The organism is uncultured Altererythrobacter sp., from assembly GCF_913057185.1.
In the GTDB taxonomy this organism is placed as follows: domain Bacteria; phylum Pseudomonadota; class Alphaproteobacteria; order Sphingomonadales; family Sphingomonadaceae; genus Erythrobacter; species Erythrobacter rubellus.
In genome coordinates this window covers 1502964-1522810 of sequence record NZ_CAJXNK010000001.1, presented here as the reverse complement: position 1 = coordinate 1522810, position 19847 = coordinate 1502964, and the positions used below count along the sequence as shown (strand labels likewise).

The window sequence follows — 19847 nt, the reverse complement described above, 5'->3', positions numbered from 1 at the left end:
CGGTGAGCGGCATCCTCGCCCGCTATTATGCGCTGATTGAGGCTGGAGAACTCAAAGCCGATCCGGACCAAAGTGCTGCAGTAACGCGGCTTGCAAGGCTTCAAACCGATTTGGAGACCGTGCCGAAACGCGGTTCAGTGCTGTGGCGCGCGCTCACTCGAAAACCGGATTCGATCGAAGGCGTTTACATGTGGGGCGGCGTGGGCCGCGGCAAGTCCATGCTGATGGACCTGTTTATCGAAACCTTAGCAATTGATCGCAAACGCCGGGTCCATTTTCATGCGTTCATGCAGGAAGTTCACGCGCTTCTGCGCGAGGTTCGTAAAGGAAAGACAGGGGACCCCATTCCGCTGGTTGCCAGACAGCTGGCTGAGGGGATCCGCTGCCTGGCCTTTGACGAGATGGTCGTGAACAATTCAGCTGATGCGATGATCATGAGCCGGTTGTTTCGCGCACTGATCGAAGATGAAGGGGTAACCGTGGTCACTACCAGCAACCGACCGCCGCATGATCTCTATAAGGATGGGCTCAACCGCGAGCATTTTTTGCCGTTTATCGACCTGATCTGGGAACGGCTCGAAGTGATGTCATTGAACGGCCCGACTGACTATCGCCTGGATCGATTGGGTGGGATCGACTGCTGGCATACGCCACTTGGCGACGCGGCCACCGCGCAGGTTCGCGAAGTCTTCTTTCGCCTGACCGACTACAAGCCTGAAGACGCAGAGCACGTTCCCTCAGCCGAGCTGGATGTGGGTGGCGGACGTATGCTGCATGTACCCAAGAGCCTTAAGGGCGTTGGCGTTTTCAGTTTCAAGAAATTGTGCGGCGAAGCGCGTGGTGTACCAGACTATCTCGCGATCGCCCGGGTCTATCATTCGGTGATAATTGTGGGCATCCCGCAGATGGGCAAGGACATGCGCAATGAGGCGGCACGCTTTGTCACGCTGATCGATGCGCTCTACGAACATCGGGTAAAGCTGTTTGCAACCGCTGCGGCGCAGCCGGACGATCTATATATCGAAGGTGATGGAGCGTTCGAATTCGAACGTACGGCCAGTCGCTTGATGGAAATGGGCAGCGACGAATACATGGCACTCGGCCACGGAGAACAGGAAACAGTTAGAGACTAGGCGGCAGCGATCCGTTCCGCCAGGCGGCCTTGCGCAGCAACCAGTCGATTCATCACTTTCAAGTCCTGCTCACGAAGTTCCAACGCGGTGTCTGCCCACATCTCCGTGATCTTGTTCAACTCACCAAGTTTCAGGTTCCACGCATGCTTCATGGCTTTACGCGAACCAACCAGCCCGGCGTGGCGACGCTCGGAATTCTTGATGAATTGCTTGCAGGCGTTGATCCCGTCGCCAGGCTCAGCGAGCTCGTGAACAAGGCCAAGCTCGAACATCTGCTCTGCAGTATAGGTTTCGTTCGAAAGGATGAACTGTTCGGCCCGCGCGCTGCCCAACTTTCGATAGAGCAGTGCGTGCGCGCCCATACCCGGGAACAGACCGAACATGATTTCCGGCAAGCCGAATGTGGCCGTACGCTCAGCGACAATGAAGTCGAACGACAGAAGCGCTTCAAAGCCACCGCCCAAAGCAGCACCTTGCACCAGACCGATTGTGAGCATCGGAATATCAAGGTTCTTGATATTGCGGTCCAGGATAGCGCAGCACCTGTGACCATATTGGACCAGCCCTTCGCGATCACGATTGCGGATAAGTTGTTCGAATAGCGCCAAATCCCCGCCGAAGCAGAATACGTCCTGCGCACGGCTGCCCAATATCAGATAGCGCAGCGGAACCTTGCCTTCACCAAATCCGGTCGGGATCAATTCCTGCCAACGCTCAAAATCGTGCAGCATCGGCGGAGTAAAGCTCGGTCGTCCTTCGGGGTTCATAAACGTCCAGAGTGCAGCAGTGCGATCGTCGTAAAGAACGTCGAGCTCGTTCAGTTCAAACAAGCCGTCCGGAATGGCCGCGTGCTTCACGCTCTCAACCAGCAGTTCTTCGTCACCTGACAAAGGTATAGCTTGCGAAATACCACTATCCATCGTTGCGCGCCCCAATTACCGTGAAATCGGGAGAAATACTTAAAATCTTTAGAATTGATTCAAGCATTTCTGATTTCGTTTGGCGAATCTAAGCGAGAGAGGAGTCGCTTGGCAAACGCAAATTTGCGACGCGTTTGAGGGACAAGTGCCAAATCGGGGCAGTGGAAAGCGATTGTCCAGTGTCAGGAAGCAAGCAAAAGACGCAGAAATCCGCCGATCAACGCACTATGTGACGTCAGGTTGCGCCCAATCGGCCACACCACCGGAAAAATTTGAATTGAGGTAAATCGGCTGTTTCCCGCAGTTTCAGGCCGCTTCGCTATCGACCGCTGGCTTGGGCTTGGTGTCCGTTTCAAGCCAGTCAATCAGCATATCGAGCACGCTGCGCACAGAATATTCCTGATCTTCCAGGCGCTTCTCCAGCTCGGCAATACGATCATCGCGAGCACCAAGCTACTGCTTGATCTCTGCCAGAGCGAATTCGATATGTGCGGCTTCTTGTTCTTCAGACATGGTGCAAAGCTCCCTAATACCAGCAGGGCTAAGCCAATTTTATGAATAATAGGTTAGGCTTAGACTAGTATTTCCGCCGCTGGACCGTGCCCGAGAAAATTGGCTGGAGACGCGCTAGCACCGTACGCACCGGCGCAAAACACAGCGACCAGATCACCGACCTGCGCCCGTGGCAAATACGCATTGTCGGCCAATCGATCGAGCGGCGTGCAAAGGCATCCCACCACACTGGCCTCTTCTTCCGGTGAAGCACCAAAACGCGTGGCTATCGCAACAGGATAGTTTCGCCGAACCACAGTCCCGAAATTTCCGGACGCGGCCAATTGGTGATGCAGGCCCCCGTCAGTGATCAGATAAATCACTCCGTGGCTACCCTTGCGATCAATGATGCGGGTTAGATAGACGCCCGCTTCGCCAACGAGATAGCGCCCCAACTCGATGCAAAGATCGGTTTCGGATAGGCTGTCTGGCAGTGCATCGAAGCGTTCGCCCAAAGCCCCGCCAATCACAGAAATATCGAGCGGCGCATCGCCAGAGAAGTACGGAATGCCAAAGCCGCCGCCCATATTGAGCTTCGGCAGTGGCGCGCCGATCTCATCCGAGAGCCGGTTCGCGCATTCCAGCACATTGCCTTGCGCTTCAATGATCGCCTCCGCGCTTAGAGCCTGACTTCCTGTAAAGATGTGAAGCCCGCGCCATTCAGCACCAGCGGAAATCACTTCTCGCGCCAGAGCCGGCACACGTTCGGCATCGACGCCGAATGGCTTGGCGCCTCCCCCCATTTTCATGCCCGAGCCTTTTAGCTCGAAATCGGGATTGACTCGGATTGCGATGCACGGTGCCTTTCCAAGTCGCTCGCCGATCGCCATCGCACGCCGCGCTTCACCTTCGCTTTCGCAATTGAGCGTTACGCCGGCAGAAATGGACGCTTCCAGTTCCTCATCGCGCTTGCCGGGCCCGGCGAAACTCACCCGCGCGGGATCGATACCGGCAGCCTTGACCATCTCAAGCTCGCCAGCAGACGCGATATCGAATCCGTCGACTAGCCCCGCCATATGTTCGATAACTAGCGCAAACGGGTTGGCCTTCACCGCATAATTGATGCCCAAACGTTCGGGCATTGCCGAGCGCAGCATAGAAACGCGCTGATCGAGATGTTCCCTGGAGTAGACAAAACAGGGTGTGCGCCCGGCAAGATCTACCAGCTCGCTCGCTGCCCTCCCCCCAATCGCCAACTCTCCATCAATCGCAGAGTAGCCCGAAGGAATCGGTCCCGTTGGTTTGGGTTTCATACCGAAAGCTCCCGCTGCAAGGCGGAGCGGTCGATCTTGCCATTGGGATTCAGCGGCATCGCTGTGCGCCAATGGATGACTTGCGGCTGCATGAAATTGGGCAACTCCTTTGCGAGCAGTTTGGGCAATTGTTTGTCGGCATCGACCGCCCCCGGCTCAGCACGAACGACCAAATGCACCGCCTGCCCTAGCCGTTCATCCGCAATTCCCAAAGCGACCGCTTCTGCGACCAGACCCGTGGCAAACGCAGCTTCTTCCACTTCCTGTGGGCTGATGCGGTTGCCTTGGCTCTTTATCATCGCGTCCCACCGGCCGATAAAATAGAGCAAGCCCTGCGCATCGCGTTTAACCCGGTCTCCAGACCAAACCGCGATGCCGCCATAGTTCGACATCTTTGGTGAGGGCTTGAAGCGCTCGGCGGTGCGTTCGACATCCTGCCAATATCCTTGCGCGACGAGTGGCCCGCAGTGGACGAGTTCGCCTTCCTCGCGAGGCGCAGCAAGCTCGCCAGCATCATTGATGACGAGAATTTCTGCAAAGGGGATCGCGGTCCCCATCGAGGTCGGGTGCGAATCCACGAGATCAGGATCAAGAAACGTTGAGCGGAACGCTTCGGTTAGCCCGTACATCGGAAACAGCCGCGCTTCAGGGAATATCCCGCGCAAATCACGGACAATATCTGTCGTCAACGCACCTCCGCTATTGGTCAAGCGGAGCATAGGCGCGACGGCCTGTTCACTCCAATCAAGCTCGGTCAATTGCACCCACAAGGGAGGAACCGCCGCCAGCGTTGTCACCTGATGCTTCGCGCAGGCCTTCATGACATCTTTCGGGAACAGGTAATCAAGCGGTGCAACTGCTCCCCCCGCATACCAAGTGCTCAAGAGCTGGTTTTGCCCGTAATCGAAAGACAGCGGGAGCACAGCGAGTGTGACGTCATCAGACGCCATACCAAGGTAATGTGCGACGCTGGCCGCGCCGAGCCACAGATTGGCATGGCTCAACATCACGCCTTTGGGCCTGCCGGTCGAACCGCTCGTGTATAGAATGGCGGTCAAGTCATCCGGATCCGCATTGGAAGGCGGCATATGCTCACTGAGCTCGGCAGCGGAATCAAGCGCATCATTCTCCTCGATCAGACGACAGTGTTGCGGCACATCGCCCGCTTCGAGCGACTTCAAACGCGCCTGCGTCCCGATCAGTATCGTTGCGCCGCTATCGCTCAGGATGTGCGCGGCCTGCGCATGTTTCAGAAGCGGGTTGATCGGCACATGGACCAACCCTGCGCGCGCGGCAGCCAGCGGCATCAGACAAGTCAGCTCGCCCTTGGTTGCCCAAGTTGCAATGCGAGCACCCTTTTCCGGAGCCTGATGCGCAAGCCATGCGGCCAATCGCCGCACCCTGTCGCGCAGATCAGCAAAGCTCAGTTTTTCCTGCTTCAGGATCAGCGCAACATCGGCATCTGCGCCGCGCTCAGCCAAATGGTCCAACGGAAAAGGGGTGGGATCGGGTTTAGCAGTCATCGCTGCACACCAAACCCGCACATGGCGACAGCGTCAATCGGATAATCACCCCATCCACCAGTCACTTGCACCTTCAACAACGCACGGCTAAGGCGAGCGGCCTTTTCGTTGTAGGGGAACTTCACCAGTGACGGGTGAAAGCAAGACTGACGGACATGCCAACAAGCGTGGCCTTCCGCCAAACCGTTCGGCGATTGATCGCGATCTAAAAGCCATTCTGGTCGATGTGCTTGGCCTTGAGCCGGACGAGGTCGATGAATTTGACAATGAAACGGGCCTGTTCGGTCACTTGCCTGAACTGGATTCCATGGCAGTTGCCGGCCTTTTTACCGAGATCGAAGACCGCTTCGACATGCTGATCGAAGATGATGATGTTGATGCAGAGATGCTCGAAACCTTCGGCGGGTTGCTGGCATTTGTCGAAATGAAGCTGATCGAGGGCTGATCCGGCAAGATCACCCACGCGTCCAATAGCTCGCCAGTTCAACATGCGTTGACCAGCGAAACTGACCCACAGGGCGCAATTTTTCCAGACTAAAACCTGCTTCAATCAGCTTGGTACAATCACGCGCCCAGCTGACGGGATTGCAACTGATGTATACCACGCGGTTGACGCTGCTGGCCGCAATCTGCCCGACCTGTTCTTTCGCACCAGCTCGCGGGGGATCAAGCAGAACGGCTTCAAAACGGTTCAGTTCGTCAGGCTGCAATGGATTACGAAACAGATCGCGATGCATCGCGGTCATTGGTAATCCTGCGCTTGTGGCCTTGCACGCGAGATGTGCGTCGCGCGCGGCCTCAACGGCGAGCACCTTTGCAGGGTTTGCCAGCGTAAAAGCAAAGGTGCCGAGCCCGGAAAACAGGTCCGCGACGCTTACCGCATCGCCAATCCATACTTTCGAGTCAGCGACCAAAGCGTCTTCGCCGTCTTGCGTTGCCTGTAGAAAACCGCCCGGCGGCATCCCGACGGGTCGGCCCGAGAGCGTAATTGTAACCGGCTGCGGTTCCCATTGTGTCTCCGCGCCGTAACCCTGATCCAGCGTCAATCGCGCCAAACCGTTCGACTGCGCGAATTCCAACGCAGCCTCTGTTGCCTCCAAGCCTTCCAGCTCCAGATGCTTGATGCTGCAATCCACGCCCTGGTGTGCCACCGTCAGATCGATATCTACCGGTCGCTTGCCCCCATGCTGCGCGACAAACTGCCGAAGCTTTGGCAGTAATTCGGCCAGTTCGGGCCGCAGGATATGGCATTCCTTCAGATCAACGATCTTGTGCGAACTGCCTTCGCGAAAGCCGAGCGCAGCGCCTCTTGCTGTTCGCAGAGCATGCAAGGTCGCGCGACGCCGTGTTTTAGGCGGCGAAAGGTGTGTGGGCAGCAATTCACCTATCGAGAATCCGTGCTTTTCCGCTTGAAACGTCACCCGCTCGGTAACGAATTGCCGTAGAACATCCTCGTCTGCGTGTTGAAGCTGGCATCCGCCGCACTGCTCGAAATGCTGACACACAGGGGCAATATGATGCGGTCCATGTTCAAGCGCCCCATCAGGGCGCAAAACATCGCCCGGTACACCGCCAGCCGCATGCTGTCCGTCTGCGGTCACACCGTCACCGCGCGCCGCAATGCGAATGATTTGGAAGTTTTCGCTCATAGAGCTGCGGCGATAGCGGCGGAAACCGCCAGCGCAAGGTCATCTGCGCTAAAAGCTGGCCCGCATTGACGTGCGGCCTCACCATGCAGCCATACCGCTTCGCACGCGGCATCGAACGGCTCGCGACCAGATGCCATCCGGCTAGCGGCAATTCCTGCCAGCACGTCTCCGGTACCCGCAACGGACAGCCAGCTAGGAGCAGGCGGCGCGATTGCCAAACGCCCATCAGGCGCGGCGATCAGCGTATCCGGCCCCTTTGCAAGGATGACCATCCCGCTGGTCTTCGCGAGAGCAAACGCGCAAGCTTGCCGATCCGGCGCAACGATAGCGAACGCGCGGCACAATGTCTCAAACTCGCCATCATGCGGCGTCGCGAGACATGGCATGTCCGCTCGCAACATTCCCGGTTTCAAGAGCACCAGGGCATCCGCATCGATCACAATGGGCTTACCGCAATCAATCGCCATGGCCAGCCGGTCCTCAGCCTCGCGATCACGACCAAGCCCAGGGCCCACCAGAACCGATGCAATGCGGTGATCACCAAGCGTATCTTCAAGTGAAGCCTGATCGATCACGAGCCCAGCTGGCGGGTTGGTGGGCAAATGGTGCGTCAACAGCTTCACATAGCCAGTGCCCGCGCGCATCGCGGCCTGGCTGGCTAGCAAGGTCGCACCCGGCATTGCGCCACCAACCACGGCGCATAGCCCGCGCGTATATTTATGCGCATCGCTCGCTGGCACAGGGATATCCGGTTTTCCGGCCAATTGCGCCGCCCCTTCGATCGCGGCAACTCCAATCGGTACCAGCCGAAGGTCACCCATCATTTCGCGAGCAGGCAGCCGCCAATGCGCGAACTTCCACGCACCTAGCGCTATCGTAAGGCGGTAATCCGGCAAACGCTCGTTGAGCAATGCACCGCTATCGCTCTCAACACCTGAGGGCAGATCAACTGCAATGCGAACAGTGTGTCGCTTCGCCAAATCGCGCAGCATCAATATGTGTTCACCGCTCAGCGGTCGCGCCAAACCTGATCCGAACAGGCAATCAACCAGCACCTGTCCCGTGACATCCTTGCCCGAGCTGAGCAAAACGCCTTTGTATGCCCGGCGCGCATTTTTTGCAGCATCAGTCTTAGGCGTAATGGGTGCTACAATTTGCACTTCATCGCCGCGCTGGCGCAGAGTCTCTGCGATAACATAGCCATCGCCGCCATTATTGCCCGGGCCGCACAGCACAGTGACCGGCCGGCCCGCTGCAACACGCCAGACCCACTCGGCTGCGCCCCTGCCCGCAATCTGCATAATTTCGTCTACGCTGGTGCCAGCATCGATCAGGGCCTGCTCTGCGGCCTGCATTTGAGCAACGGTCAGGACTTGCGCGTTTTTCATGCGCAGCAGCTTATCAGATATCTCCGAAAACGTGGCGTTCGGATTTCGCACCGGGATGCGTAAGCGCACCTTTTACCGCCGGGCCGACATTCTGCGCATAACGCCACAGCGCGCCGGACTGGTAATCATTGGTGCGCGGTTGCCAGGCCTTGCGACGCTCGGCCAGAACAGCCTCATCGACCTCCAGATCGATTGTGCCAGATTTCGCGTCGATGCTGATGATGTCGCCATCTTCAACCAACGCGATCGGACCGCCATCCGCCGCTTCAGGGCCAACATGACCGATACAGAAGCCGCGCGTCGCGCCGGAAAAGCGCCCGTCCGTGATCAGCGCAACGCTTTCACCCATACCTTGCCCGTAAAGTGCGGCCGTTGTGGAAAGCATTTCCCGCATACCGGGGCCACCTTTGGGGCCCTCGTAGCGGATCACGATCACACTGCCATCGCGGATTTCGCGATTTTCAACCGCGGCAAACGCATCTTCCTCGCAATCAAAGCATTGCGCCGGGCCTGAGAACTGCAGTCGCTCCATTCCCGCCACTTTCACAATCGCACCATCGGGGGCCATGCTGCCCCTCAGGCCCACGACGCCGCCAGTGGGTGTGATCGGATTGGAAACTTCGTAGATTACCTTTTGATCGGGGTTCCAGGTGATCTCCTCCAGGTTTTCTCCGATAGACTTGCCTGTGACCGTAATCGGTTCTGGATCTAGGAAACCGCCGTCCAGCAGCGTCTTCATCACCATGTAGACCCCGCCTGCTGCATGCATATCCTTGGCGACATATTGCCCGCCCGGCTGTAAGTCAGCGATGTAAGGCGTAGACTTGAAAATCTCCGCCACGTCGAACAGGTCGAAATCGATCCCCGCTTCGCTCGCCATGGCGGGCAAATGCAGCGCGGCATTGGTAGATCCGCCAGTCGCAGCGACAACGCGCGCCGCATTTTCAAACGCGGCCCGCGTGCAGATATCGCGCGGGCGTAAATTGCGCGCGAGCAGTTCCATGACCTGCTTACCGGCAGCAACCGCCACTTCCTCGCGCGACTTGTAAGGTGCAGGAGCCATATTACTGTTCGGCAAGGACAAACCAATCGCTTCGCCGACACACGCCATGGTGTTTGCGGTAAACTGCCCGCCGCAAGCTCCGTGTCCCGGACACGCGACTTTCTCAAGCGCGATCAGCTCTTGCAACGGGCAATTTCCCGCCGCGTGCTGTCCCACAGCTTCGAATACGTCTTTGACCGTCACATCCTTGCCATGAAAAACGCCGGGCAGGATCGAACCACCATAAACAAAGATAGAAGGCACGTTGAGCCGGAGCATTGCCATCATCATACCCGGAAGGCTTTTGTCGCATCCCGCAAAACCGACCAGCGCATCATAGCAATGCCCACGGACGGATAGTTCGACCGAATCCGCGATGACCTCGCGGCTCACCAACGAGCTTTTCATGCCTTGGTGACCCATCGCGATGCCATCTGTCACAGTGATGGTGTTGAAACGGCGGGGCATACCTCCGCCTTGCTCTACGCCAGTGCGGCAAATGTCTGCTTGCGCATCAAGCGTGGTGTTGCAGGGCGCAGAATCGTTTCCGGCAGAGGCCACCGCCACGAAGGGCCGCGCAATCTCTTCTTCAGTCAGCCCCATCGCATAGTAATAGGACCGGTGGGGTGCCCGTTCCGGGCCGACCGAAACGTGGCGGCTTGGCAATTTCGACTTATCGAAGCGCGAGTCAGACATTTTCTTTCCTGTTTCACTAAGTTTGCGAAACAGGCAGTGCCTTCACTCCATCGCCAGCGCAACCCTGTTTGCAACATCTGTGATCATCGCTGCCCAGCGCGATTGCTCTGCACGGGTAACAATCAGGTCCTGCCTGATCTCCAGCGCGATATAGGCGCGGCCGTGAGCTTCGGCATGGCGGTTCATCGTCGCGTTCAATTCCTTACCCGAGTAGGGCTGATTATCACCCACATTGAGCCTATGATCACTGAACAGCCGAATTGCATGGCGAGCGGCGCGATCATCATTGTTGTACAGAAGCGCCACTTCCCAAGGGCGCTCTTCGTCACTGGTTGCCAGCGAAGGTGTGAAGGAATGGAGCGATATGATCAATTCGGGCTGGGCCGCATCAAGCCATTCTCCCAGCGCCTTGTGATATGGCCGGTGCAAACGCTCCAACCTTGCTTCAAGATCGGCGCCAATATTGCCCGGTATCAGGTGCCCGTCACTTTCCGTGGGGACCACGTTCTTGTGATTTTCCTCGCGGTGCATGTCGCATATCAGCCTGCTGACCGTTGCCAGATGCGCGGGAATGTCGTGGCGGCGCGCCATGCGAACTGCAATACCTTCGACGCCAATATCGAGCGCGATGTGCTGTTCGAGCAAATCAGCTGAAATGCCAAGCTCGATGTCTTCCGGCACGAAATTGGTTGCATGGTCCACCACACATACGATCCCGCCAGGTTTGGGTTCGCCCACCTGGCGATAGGGTAGGTCATCAATCATCATTGCTGCATTTTACCTTAGTAAACCTGACATTTGCCACCATTGCGGCTCGAGCTCGGCCAAGACACGCGATGCGCGATCGCGGTGCTCCGTGCTGTCATAGAGCGCAAAACAGGTGGCGCCGGACCCTGACATTTCGAACATCCATGGATCAGTTTGACCCAAGCGCTCAAGAACATCTTCTATTTGCGGGCACAGACTGAGTGCGGGTGCGCGCAGATCATTGCGACCTTCCAGTGCGATATTGCGCGCAGTTCCTTTGGGCAATGGCCCGCGATCTTCACCATCCCACGCTGCAAAAACTGGCCCGGTAGGCACGGGAACACGTGGATTGACCAGCAACACAGCCATGCCTGCCATGTCGTTCTTTACCGGCTCAAGTTCAGTCCCGGTGCCGCGCCCAATTGCCATCTCGCTTCGCACGCAAGCTGGTACGTCGGCGCCAAGTCGCACCGCCGCGTCCTCCCATCCTTTTGGGAGACCGTGGACTTGCTCGACAATTCGGAACAGAGCGCCTGCATCGGCTGACCCACCGCCCAGCCCGGCGGCGACCGGCAGATTCTTTTCGAGCGTGACATGCAAACCCTGCGGGCGCGGCAAGGCAGAAAGTGCGCGAGCGACAAGGTTGCCAAACGGGTTATCCAGCACATCGGCGAACTCACCGTATACTTCGAACCGATCCGCCTCGGCTGGCTGCGCAGTCAGAACATCACCATTATCTACGAAGGCGAAAAGCGTTTCCAGTTCATGATAGCCGTCATCGCGCTTTACACGTACATGCAGCGCGAGATTGATTTTGGCGAATGCAATTTCTTTTACAGTCACGCACCTGCTCTAGCGGGAAAAATTGTGTCTGTCCGCTGATAGTTACAGCGAGAGCTTATCAGCTGGTGACAGCTTCTTTGGCTTCCTCTGCCAATGCAGCTTCGGCTGCACGGCGATCAGCGCGTTCTTGCTCAGCTTTTGCGCGATCAGTCGCCACCCGGCGCGCCTGTTCGGCCAACCCGCGCCAAGTCTTCTCTGCTCGCAGATGACGGTCACGGACATTTTCCAGTTGAGCTTTTTCGGCATCGGCGGCGGCTTCTTTGGCGCGCGCATCGTAAAATTCAAACGTCTGGCTCATGTGGTTCTCCGGGCAAGAAGTGTTGCCTCTCCCACTCGAACAGCGGGAGAGGCGAAATTCGAAATTTAGTCAGCAGCCGAGAGGTTTACGGCGCTTTCCTTGCCATTACGGCCGATCTCAACTTCGTAGTTCAAGCGTTGCTCTTTATCGAGCGAGTGCATGCCAGCGGCCTGAACGGCTGAAATGTGAACAAAGCTGTCATTCGAACCGTCGTCTGGCTGGATGAAACCATAGCCTTTGTCGGTGTTGAAAAATTTGACAGTACCGGTCTTACTCATGTGCGTTTCCTTTCAAGAAACGAATTCACCCGCGCGACGGAAGTGCCACGTAGGTCGTGCGTCAGGTCGTAAAGTGAAAGGAAGTCGTCGTCTGGTTTACGCGAGCACCAATGGTACTTAGCGGTCGTCAAATATCGAAGTCCGTCGCGTTATTCGACGTCAGCAATGATTGTTTAGCACAGAGACAGGAAATTACCTAATCAATAGCGCAATCAGCGTCATTCCTGCCGTAAAGTCGCTTCAAAAGGGCTAAGAGCAAGGCCAGCTTTCGCATTCATTGCACGGGAATGAGGTAGACTACATATTCGGATAGTTAGGCCCGCCGCCGCCTTCAGGAGTGACCCAATTGATGTTCTGGTTCGGGTCCTTGATATCACAGGTCTTGCAGTGGACGCAGTTCTGCGAATTGATCTGGAACTTCGGCTCCCGCCCTTCTTCCTCAATCCATTCGTAGACACCTGCCGGGCAATAGCGCGCCGATGGACCACCGAAAATGTCGTATTCGCTCACCTTTTGCAGGTCGCGATCCTTCAGCTGCAAGTGAACCGGCTGATCTTCTGCGTGATTGGTAAAGCTGAACGCGACATTGGTCAGGCGATCAAAGCTGATCTTCCCGTCGGGCTTGGGATAATCGATCTTGGGATAGAGGTCTGCGCGGCCTGTATGCGTATAGTCAGGCGTATGCTTCATCGCAATCGGCAGTCCGATCTTGAGTGTCCGCATCCACATATCCGCGCCAGCCAGAACCGTGCCGACATCGCCGCCAAACTTGGCAACCGCAGGTTGCGCATTCTGCACCAGTTTCAGTTCGTCCGCGATCCAGCTTGAGCGAACCGCTGCGTCGTAATCCATCCGCTCGTCATGCTCACTACCGGCTGCAATCGCCGCGGCCAGACTCTCTGCCGCCAACATGCCGCTCTTCATGGCAGTATGGCTACCCTTGATGCGCGGCACGTTCACAAAGCCAGCTGCACAGCCGATCAGCGCGCCACCCGGGAACGCAAGCTTTGGCACAGACTGCCATCCGCCTTCGTTGATTGCGCGCGCGCCGTAAGCAACGCGGGTTCCACCTTCGAGATACTCGCGGATCGCCGGGTGCTGCTTCCAGCGTTGGAACTCCTGATAAGGCGAAACCCATGGGTTGGCGTAGTCAAGCGCTGTAACGAAACCCAGCGCCACCTGACCATTCGCCTGATGGTAAAGGAAACCTCCGCCCCAGCTGTCACTTTCTGAGAGCGGCCAGCCCTGCGTGTGGATCACGCGGCCCGGCTCATGCTTGTCCGGGTCAATGTCCCACAATTCCTTGATGCCCAGGCCATAGACCTGCGGCTGACAGTCGGCCTCAAGATCGTATTTCGCCTTGAGCTGCTTGGTCAAATGGCCGCGCGCACCCTCTGCAAACAGGGTGTATTTCGCCTCGATCTCCATGCCCGGCTGAAAATCGCCTTTGTGGCTGCCATCTTCGGAGATGCCCATGTCCTGCGTAATGACCCCGGTCACCGCGCCAGCATCGTTGAACATAACCTCTGCCGCAGGAAAACCAGGGAACACCATCACGCCCAGCGCTTCGGCCTGCTCGCCCAGCCACCGACACATATTGCCGAGCGAGCCGGTATAGCATCCCGCGTTACTCATGAGTGGCGGCATCATCAGATGCGGCATGTCCCACTTGCCGTTCTTGGTCAGCGCCCAATGCCAATTATCAGTGACTGGCGTTTCTGCCATCGGGCAGTCCATCTCGCGCCAATCCGGGAACAACTCGTTCAGCGCTTTTGGATCAACCACAGCGCCAGACAGAATATGCGCACCGATTTCAGACCCTTTTTCAAGGACGACAACTTCTAGTTCATCATTGATCTGCTTTAATTTGATTGCAGCAGACAGGCCCGCCGGGCCTCCACCAACAATTACAACATCACAGGGCATCGATTCACGTTCAATAGCTTCGGCGCTCATGAAGTTCTCTTCCTTCGGAAATCGGTGTTCAACGTCATGCAAAGCCTTGATTGCTACGCCTTCCAAGGTCAAGACCCGCAATTGTGAGTATGGCCAATCAAGACACGCTGACTGCGCGCGATTTTGACGCGCTGGTTTCATGGTGGCGGGATGCCGGCGTGGATTGTGACTTTGTTGATCACGCTACGGATTGGCTGGCAGAGCCTGCGGTTGCCGAAACCACCGAAAAGACCGTGGCAAAGGCCAAGCCGAAGCTAGAATCCGCTGAGACACCGCCTCCACAAAAGATTGATCTTTTCGCTGCAAATCGGCCTGCCGACCTCGCTTCATTCCGCGAATGGTGGATGAGCGAGCCGTCGCTCGATGCGATCGGACCGCGCGGTCGGGTGGCTCCGCGAGGTAACGCCGGGGCCAAGCTGATGCTGATCGTGGTCGATCCCGAGCAAGGCGATACCGAAAAACTGCTCTCGCAGACGCAGGGCCAGCTGGTTTCCCGAATGCTCGCGGCGATGCAAATTGCAGAGAGCGATGTTTATTTCGCCTCCGCTTTGCCGCGTCATACGCCGATGGCCGATGGCGCGGCGCTCGTGCAGGCGGGATTCAGCGAAGTTTTACAATACCATATCAAACTTGCCTCGCCACAACGTGTGCTAGCGTTCGGGGCTAACCTTTTGCCGCTTTTGGGGCACGATGCGGCGCAAGAGCCTGCTTCTTTGGAAAAAATTAACCAAGAAGGGTTCAGCGTAGCTGCCATGGCGGCGGACGGGCTCGACAGCATGATGTCAATGCCGCAGCTCAAAGCCCGTTTCTGGCAGCGATGGCTCGAATGGACAGGCACGTAAGCGCAATGGCACACTACAGCGTAAGAGCATTGGCAATCGGACTTTTTGGAAGCGTTGCCGCGCTTTCTGCGACTCCGGCTTTGGCTGCGAACAGTGCAGCGGATTATTTTCGCGAACGCGCCGAAACGAGCGAAGTCCCGCAAATCCTGAGCGACGCAGACCAGGCACATTACCGCGACATTTTCACCGCAATTGCTTTGGAAGACTGGAGCCGCGTTGATGAGCTGTTAGCGAAAAGCCATGACGGTTTGCTGCAGCAAGTGGCGCTCGCCGAATACTACACACATGCCAACAGTCCAAAGATCGACGCCGGGAAAATAGCAGCATGGCTCGAGATGGGCACCCACTTGCCGCAAGCCGAACAACTAGCTCGCTTGGGCGAAAAGCGCGGGCTGGAGTACACACCCTCCCTCCCCCGGACTCAAAGCTTTAATCGTCAGTCCTATGCTTCCAAGCGGCTCCGGCCGCGAAGCGTACAAGACGGCACCATGCCACAGGATATTCGCAGCGAAATCCTGGAGCACATAAAGAATGACGATCCCGATAGCGCGCGCCTGTTGCTAGAGGGGATTGACGAATTGCTCAGCGCCGAAGCGCGGGCCGAGTGGCGCCAGCGTGTCGCCTGGAGCTATTACATCGAGAATAATGATCCGATGGCTCTGGCGATGGCACAAACCGTTACCGAGGGCGCTGGCGCATGGCTCGCCGAAGGGGAATGGGTCACAGGGCTGGCCGCATGGCGCATGGGCGATTGCGACACCGCCGGTCGCGGATTTGCCCGCACAGCCGAGCTTGCCAGCAATGTAGAGCTCAAGACAGCCGGCCATTTCTGGGCCGCGCGCTCGCTGACCCGTTGCCGAGCACCAGGAGCTGCTACCGAACATCTGCAAGCCGCCGCGAGATACGACGAAACGTTCTATGGCATGCTTGCGCTGGAGCAACTTGGGCAGGATATCCCGACGCAATATGCCGGTGCCGATTTTGCACCCGCCGACTGGCAGCGCCTCCGCGATGAGCAAAACGTGCGCATCGTGATTGCCCTGATCGAAATTGGCCGTAGCGATCTGGCTGACGAAGTCATCCGTCATCAGGCGCGCATCGGTGATCCGAAAGACTTTGCCGCGCTTTCACGGCTTGCTCGCGAACTTGGCCTCCCGCAGGCGCAGCTTTGGATGGCACACAACACGCCGCGCGGCAGCGATCCGGTACCTGCTCTGCGCTATCCCACGGCCCGATGGAAGCCGACGACCGGATGGCAGGTGGATCCGGCACTGGCCTTTGCGCTCGCATTGCAGGAATCCGTATTTCGCGCCGACGCCGTCAGCCCGGCCAATGCGCGCGGGCTGATGCAGATTACGCCAATCACCGTGCGCGAACATGCCGGCCGGATGAATATGAGCGCAAGCTACGTCAATCTCAACGATCCCGAGACGAACCTCGCTTTCGGGCAACGCAATCTGGAGATGCTGCGGGATAGCAATGCTACGCAAGGTCTGCTGCCCAAGATCATGGCCGCCTATAACGCAGGCCTGTCACCCGTGACGCGCTGGAATGGTGAGGTCCGCGATCAGGGCGATCCGCTGCTCTATATGGAGAGTATCCCCTATTGGGAAACACGCGGATATGTGAACGTGGTGATGCGCAATTACTGGATGTATGAACGGCAGTCAGGCGCTCCGTCAGAAAGTCGAAAGGCGCTGGCGCAGGGCCTTTGGCCAAGATTCCCGGAAAGCCGCGGTGCCGGTGCGGTTCGCCTTACCGGGCGCAACTGAAAAAGGACGCAAGAGGACATGTATGGCGATTGATCCGGACAAGACATTCACCCCGATCAATATTGCTGTCCTTACCGTATCCGACACTCGCACAGCAGAGAATGATACCTCGGGCGATATCCTTGCCGCGCGCATTACAGATGCAGGGCACAATCTCGCCGCGCGTCTGATCCTGAAGGATGATGCAAACTTGCTCGCAAGCAAGTTCAACGACTGGATCAATGATCCGCAGATTGACGCGATTGTCTCAACCGGTGGAACCGGCCTGACCGGTCGCGACGTAACGCCTGAAGCGCTCGCTCAGTTGGACGGCGCGCGCGATATTCCCGGCTTTGGCGAGCTGTTCCGTTGGCTCAGTTACAAGACAATCGGTACTAGCACCGTGCAATCGCGCGCCTGCGCAGTGGTTGCTCGCGGAACATATATATTTGCCCTACCCGGCTCGAATGGCGCGGTGAAGGACGGCTGGGATGGCATCCTGACCGAACAACTCGACAGCCGCAATCGACCATGCAATTTCGTAGAACTGATGCCGCGTCTAAGAGAGAAATAGGCTTTCGCACACTAAAGAGGCGTCTACGTCTCATTCGTGCTAATTCGGCAAAGGCCGGTGGTTTTCGGTTAATTGTGCTGCAGAGGGGCTAAGAAAAAATACCAGCTGATAATGAACCGCTCTAATAAGTACGCAACATACTCGATACGAAACGGATCAAGCTTTTCGGGGCGCATGAGCATGTTGGGCGTTGCACTTAAACCTTACAATCGGCGAGACAACTATCTTTGCATTTCAAAACTAAACGTGTCGATAGTGGACAAACGTTGTTAGTCTTGGCCGCAGCGAACGAATCACCCGAAGGCAGCGCCCACCATTACCGGCTTGAAGCGGATGAGGCGGCTGTCGACCAGCGCCGCGGTGCGGTTCACCACGGCTTTCTGGTAATCCGCATCCTTGATCATCTCAAAGAACGCGCCTGAATTGGGATAATGTGCAACAAAGCCATCGTGCCATTTGCGGGTATCGAGGCCTGTCACCATCGTCTGAAATGCGCCCCGCCACACGATCTCTCCGCCGACCCGGCGAAAGATCGGGCCGGACGTTTTGCCGTATTCCTCATAGGCGCGCCTCCCGCTCCAGCCGTTCCCGTGATGCTCGTGTCCTTCAGGGTATTTGGCAAGGTGACGGTAGAGCAGCAAGTTGAGCATATGGATCGGCTCGTCGCGCGGCAGATCCTTGAATGCCTGAAAATTGGTGGGCGATGGATCGATGTAGACTTCGCTCATGCTGTTCACCCCTCCAGCTTATAATCGGCGAACCGATCACGCAGGTCTTTCTTTGAAATCTTGCCGGTTGCCGTGTGGGGAATTTCATCCACAAACTCGATCGCATCGGGCATCCACCACTTAGCAATCTGCGGTTCAAGATGCTTGAGGATATCCTCCTTCGTGACATCGGAACCTTCGCCTTTGACCACGAAAAGGACGGGCCGTTCGTCCCATTTCGGGTGCGGCATGCCAACGCATGCTGCCTCTGCAACGCCTGAATGGCCAACAGCTGCATTTTCCAGCTCGACCGAACTGATCCACTCGCCGCCAGATTTGATCACGTCCTTTGTCCGGTCCGTCAGCTGCAACGTACCGTCCGGATGGATGATGCCAACGTCACCGGTGTCGAACCAGCCATCCTGGTTCGCCGCATCCTGCTCGGCCTTGAGATAGCGCTTAATGATCCATGGTCCACGAATTTGCAATGCACCGGAAGTCTTCCCATCGCGGGGCAGTTCGGTCATCATGTCATCAAGATCAACAATGCGCAGCTCTACTCCGAAAACCGGGCGACCTTGCATTGCGGTCTTGTCGACTTTCTCCTCAAAGCTAAGTTCGTCCCAATCCCATGTTGGGCCGCCGACTGTACCGATGGGTGAGGTTTCAGTCATGCCCCAGGCGTGCTGCACGCGAGTGCCGTTCTTCATCAGGCGCTCGATCATGAAGCGCGGGCAAGCCGATCCGCCAATCGTCGCAGCCTTCAGCGGCGGCAGATCAATCCCCTCTTTGTCGCAATATTGGAAATGGGCGAGCCACACGGTGGGCACGCCAGCGCTGTCGGTTACTTTCTCGCGGATCATCAAATCATGCAGCACCGCCGGATCATTCACCGCGCTGAACACGAATTTGATCCCTGCCATCGCGCCTGCATAGGGCAAGCCCCAGCTGGCCGCATGAAACATGGGGACAACCGGAAGCATGCAAGAGGCGCTGCTGAAGTTGAACGCGGCAGGCTGCAAGCCCGCCAATGCGTGCATCAGTGTTGAGCGATGCTCATACTGCACGCCCTTGGGATTTCCGGTGGTGCCGGATGTGTAGCAAATCATGCACGGATCAGTCTCCGCACCGGTAACCCATTCGAAGTCTCCGTCATGCTCACCAATCCAGTCCTCAAACGCGGGAGAATGCTCACCGCTGTCATAGCAGATGTAATGCTCGACTGTGGTCCAGCGCTCTTTCATCCGGTCCACAATCGGCTGGAACGCCGCATCGTAGCAAAGCACCTTATCTTCGGCGTGATTGACGATGTATTCGAGCTGGTCATCGAACAGGCGCGGGTTCACTGTGTGAAGCACCCCGCCCATCCCCGCAACGCCATACCAGCTGACCAGATGGCGTGAATGGTTCATCGCAAGGCTGGCAACCTTGTCACCTTTCTTGAGGCCTAATGCCTGAAGAGCCTGCGCCATTTTCAACGCATCTGCGCGAATTCCGGTCCAGTTTGTGCGCGTCTCGCTGCCGTCGGCCCAACGTGTCACGATCTCGCGCATTCCCGCCTCGCGTGCTGCGTGATCGATCACATGGGTGATCCGCATGGTCCAATCTTGCATGGCTCCGAGCATCAGGTCTCTCTCCTCAATTGAAATCCTCGTTTGAAACTGTCATGCCGAGACCGGATGTGCTTTGCAATCG

Annotated in this window: 19 protein-coding genes; 5 read left to right on the top strand and 14 right to left on the bottom strand. The window is 57.2% G+C overall.

Features of this window, described 5'->3' with window-relative positions; genetic code table 11:
- Positions 1-2: 2 nt before the first annotated feature.
- Positions 3-1133 (top strand): cell division protein ZapE, encoded by a 1131-nt coding sequence (gene zapE, locus QZ487_RS07690; protein ID WP_296024050.1) that lies wholly within the window; start codon positions 3-5, stop codon positions 1131-1133.
- Here zapE and QZ487_RS07685 read toward each other — a convergent pair.
- The 4 genes from QZ487_RS07685 to QZ487_RS07670 form a co-directional block, all read right to left on the bottom strand.
- Positions 1130-2053: a crotonase/enoyl-CoA hydratase family protein gene (locus QZ487_RS07685; RefSeq protein WP_285975070.1), complete on the bottom strand. Its 924-nt coding sequence runs from the start codon at positions 2051-2053 to the stop codon at positions 1130-1132. The genes zapE and QZ487_RS07685 overlap by 4 nt on opposite strands.
- A gap of 572 nt (positions 2054-2625) precedes the next feature.
- Positions 2626-3858 carry a pyridoxal-dependent decarboxylase, exosortase A system-associated gene (locus QZ487_RS07680; protein ID WP_296024049.1) on the bottom strand — a complete coding sequence of 411 codons (1233 nt, stop codon included), beginning with the start codon at positions 3856-3858 and terminating at the stop codon, positions 2626-2628.
- Entirely contained in the window at positions 3855-5381 is a 1527-nt protein-coding gene (locus tag QZ487_RS07675) for an acyl-CoA ligase (AMP-forming), exosortase A system-associated (protein ID WP_296024048.1), read from the bottom strand. The genes QZ487_RS07680 and QZ487_RS07675 overlap by 4 nt, the downstream gene beginning before the upstream one ends.
- Entirely contained in the window at positions 5378-5506 is a 129-nt protein-coding gene (locus tag QZ487_RS07670) for a hypothetical protein (RefSeq protein ID WP_296024047.1), read from the bottom strand. Before QZ487_RS07670 ends, QZ487_RS07675 begins: the two co-directional genes overlap by 4 nt.
- Positions 5507-5574: 68 nt before the next feature.
- Between QZ487_RS07670 and QZ487_RS07665 the strand changes: the two genes are divergently transcribed.
- Positions 5575-5826, top strand: a complete 252-nt coding sequence (locus QZ487_RS07665; protein WP_285976979.1) for an acyl carrier protein — start codon at positions 5575-5577, stop codon at positions 5824-5826.
- 10 nt (positions 5827-5836) lie between these two features.
- On the opposite strand, the gene QZ487_RS07660 is transcribed toward QZ487_RS07665, so the two are convergent.
- The 8 genes from QZ487_RS07660 to QZ487_RS07625 form a co-directional block, all read right to left on the bottom strand.
- Complete coding sequence (locus QZ487_RS07660) at positions 5837-7030, bottom strand: class I SAM-dependent RNA methyltransferase (protein WP_296024046.1); 1194 nt, start codon at positions 7028-7030, stop codon at positions 5837-5839.
- Positions 7027-8418 (bottom strand): NAD(P)H-hydrate dehydratase, encoded by a 1392-nt coding sequence (locus QZ487_RS07655; protein WP_296024045.1) that lies wholly within the window; start codon positions 8416-8418, stop codon positions 7027-7029. The genes QZ487_RS07660 and QZ487_RS07655 overlap by 4 nt, the downstream gene beginning before the upstream one ends.
- Before the next feature lie 13 nt (positions 8419-8431).
- Positions 8432-10156, bottom strand: coding sequence for a dihydroxy-acid dehydratase (ilvD, locus tag QZ487_RS07650; RefSeq protein WP_296024044.1), 1725 nt, complete (start codon positions 10154-10156; stop codon positions 8432-8434).
- 42 nt (positions 10157-10198) lie between these two features.
- The gene (locus QZ487_RS07645; protein WP_367114437.1) at positions 10199-10924 is read right to left on the bottom strand and encodes an N-formylglutamate amidohydrolase; all 726 of its coding nucleotides are present in this window, start codon (positions 10922-10924) and stop codon (positions 10199-10201) included.
- Between the two features lie 9 nt (positions 10925-10933).
- Positions 10934-11746 carry a 4-(cytidine 5'-diphospho)-2-C-methyl-D-erythritol kinase gene (locus QZ487_RS07640; protein ID WP_296024042.1) on the bottom strand — a complete coding sequence of 271 codons (813 nt, stop codon included), beginning with the start codon at positions 11744-11746 and terminating at the stop codon, positions 10934-10936.
- A 58-nt stretch (positions 11747-11804) separates the two neighbouring features.
- Positions 11805-12044, bottom strand: coding sequence for a hypothetical protein (locus QZ487_RS07635; protein ID WP_296024041.1), 240 nt, complete (start codon positions 12042-12044; stop codon positions 11805-11807).
- Between the two features lie 65 nt (positions 12045-12109).
- Positions 12110-12322: a cold-shock protein gene (locus QZ487_RS07630; RefSeq protein ID WP_285975061.1), complete on the bottom strand. Its 213-nt coding sequence runs from the start codon at positions 12320-12322 to the stop codon at positions 12110-12112.
- A 297-nt stretch (positions 12323-12619) separates the two neighbouring features.
- The gene (locus tag QZ487_RS07625) at positions 12620-14278 is read right to left on the bottom strand and encodes an electron transfer flavoprotein-ubiquinone oxidoreductase (protein WP_296024040.1); all 1659 of its coding nucleotides are present in this window, start codon (positions 14276-14278) and stop codon (positions 12620-12622) included.
- Positions 14279-14367: 89 nt separating this feature from the next.
- On the opposite strand from QZ487_RS07625, the gene QZ487_RS07620 reads away from it, so the two are divergent.
- Genes QZ487_RS07620 through moaB form a run of 3 tightly spaced genes read left to right on the top strand, consistent with a single transcriptional unit; the run spans position 14368 to position 17445 of the window.
- Positions 14368-15120: a hypothetical protein gene (locus QZ487_RS07620; RefSeq protein WP_296024038.1), complete on the top strand. Its 753-nt coding sequence runs from the start codon at positions 14368-14370 to the stop codon at positions 15118-15120.
- A 5-nt stretch (positions 15121-15125) separates the two neighbouring features.
- Positions 15126-16892 (top strand): lytic transglycosylase domain-containing protein, encoded by a 1767-nt coding sequence (locus QZ487_RS07615; protein ID WP_296024037.1) that lies wholly within the window; start codon positions 15126-15128, stop codon positions 16890-16892.
- Between the two features lie 22 nt (positions 16893-16914).
- A complete protein-coding gene (moaB, locus tag QZ487_RS07610; RefSeq protein WP_296024036.1) occupies positions 16915-17445 on the top strand; it encodes a molybdenum cofactor biosynthesis protein B in 531 nt (176 codons plus the stop codon).
- Between the two features lie 293 nt (positions 17446-17738).
- Here moaB and QZ487_RS07605 read toward each other — a convergent pair whose 3' ends face one another.
- Complete coding sequence (locus QZ487_RS07605; protein ID WP_296024034.1) at positions 17739-18173, bottom strand: DUF1330 domain-containing protein; 435 nt, start codon at positions 18171-18173, stop codon at positions 17739-17741.
- A gap of 5 nt (positions 18174-18178) precedes the next feature.
- Positions 18179-19777, bottom strand: coding sequence for a long-chain fatty acid--CoA ligase (locus QZ487_RS07600; RefSeq protein WP_296024033.1), 1599 nt, complete (start codon positions 19775-19777; stop codon positions 18179-18181).
- Between the last annotated feature and the right edge of the window lie 70 nt (positions 19778-19847).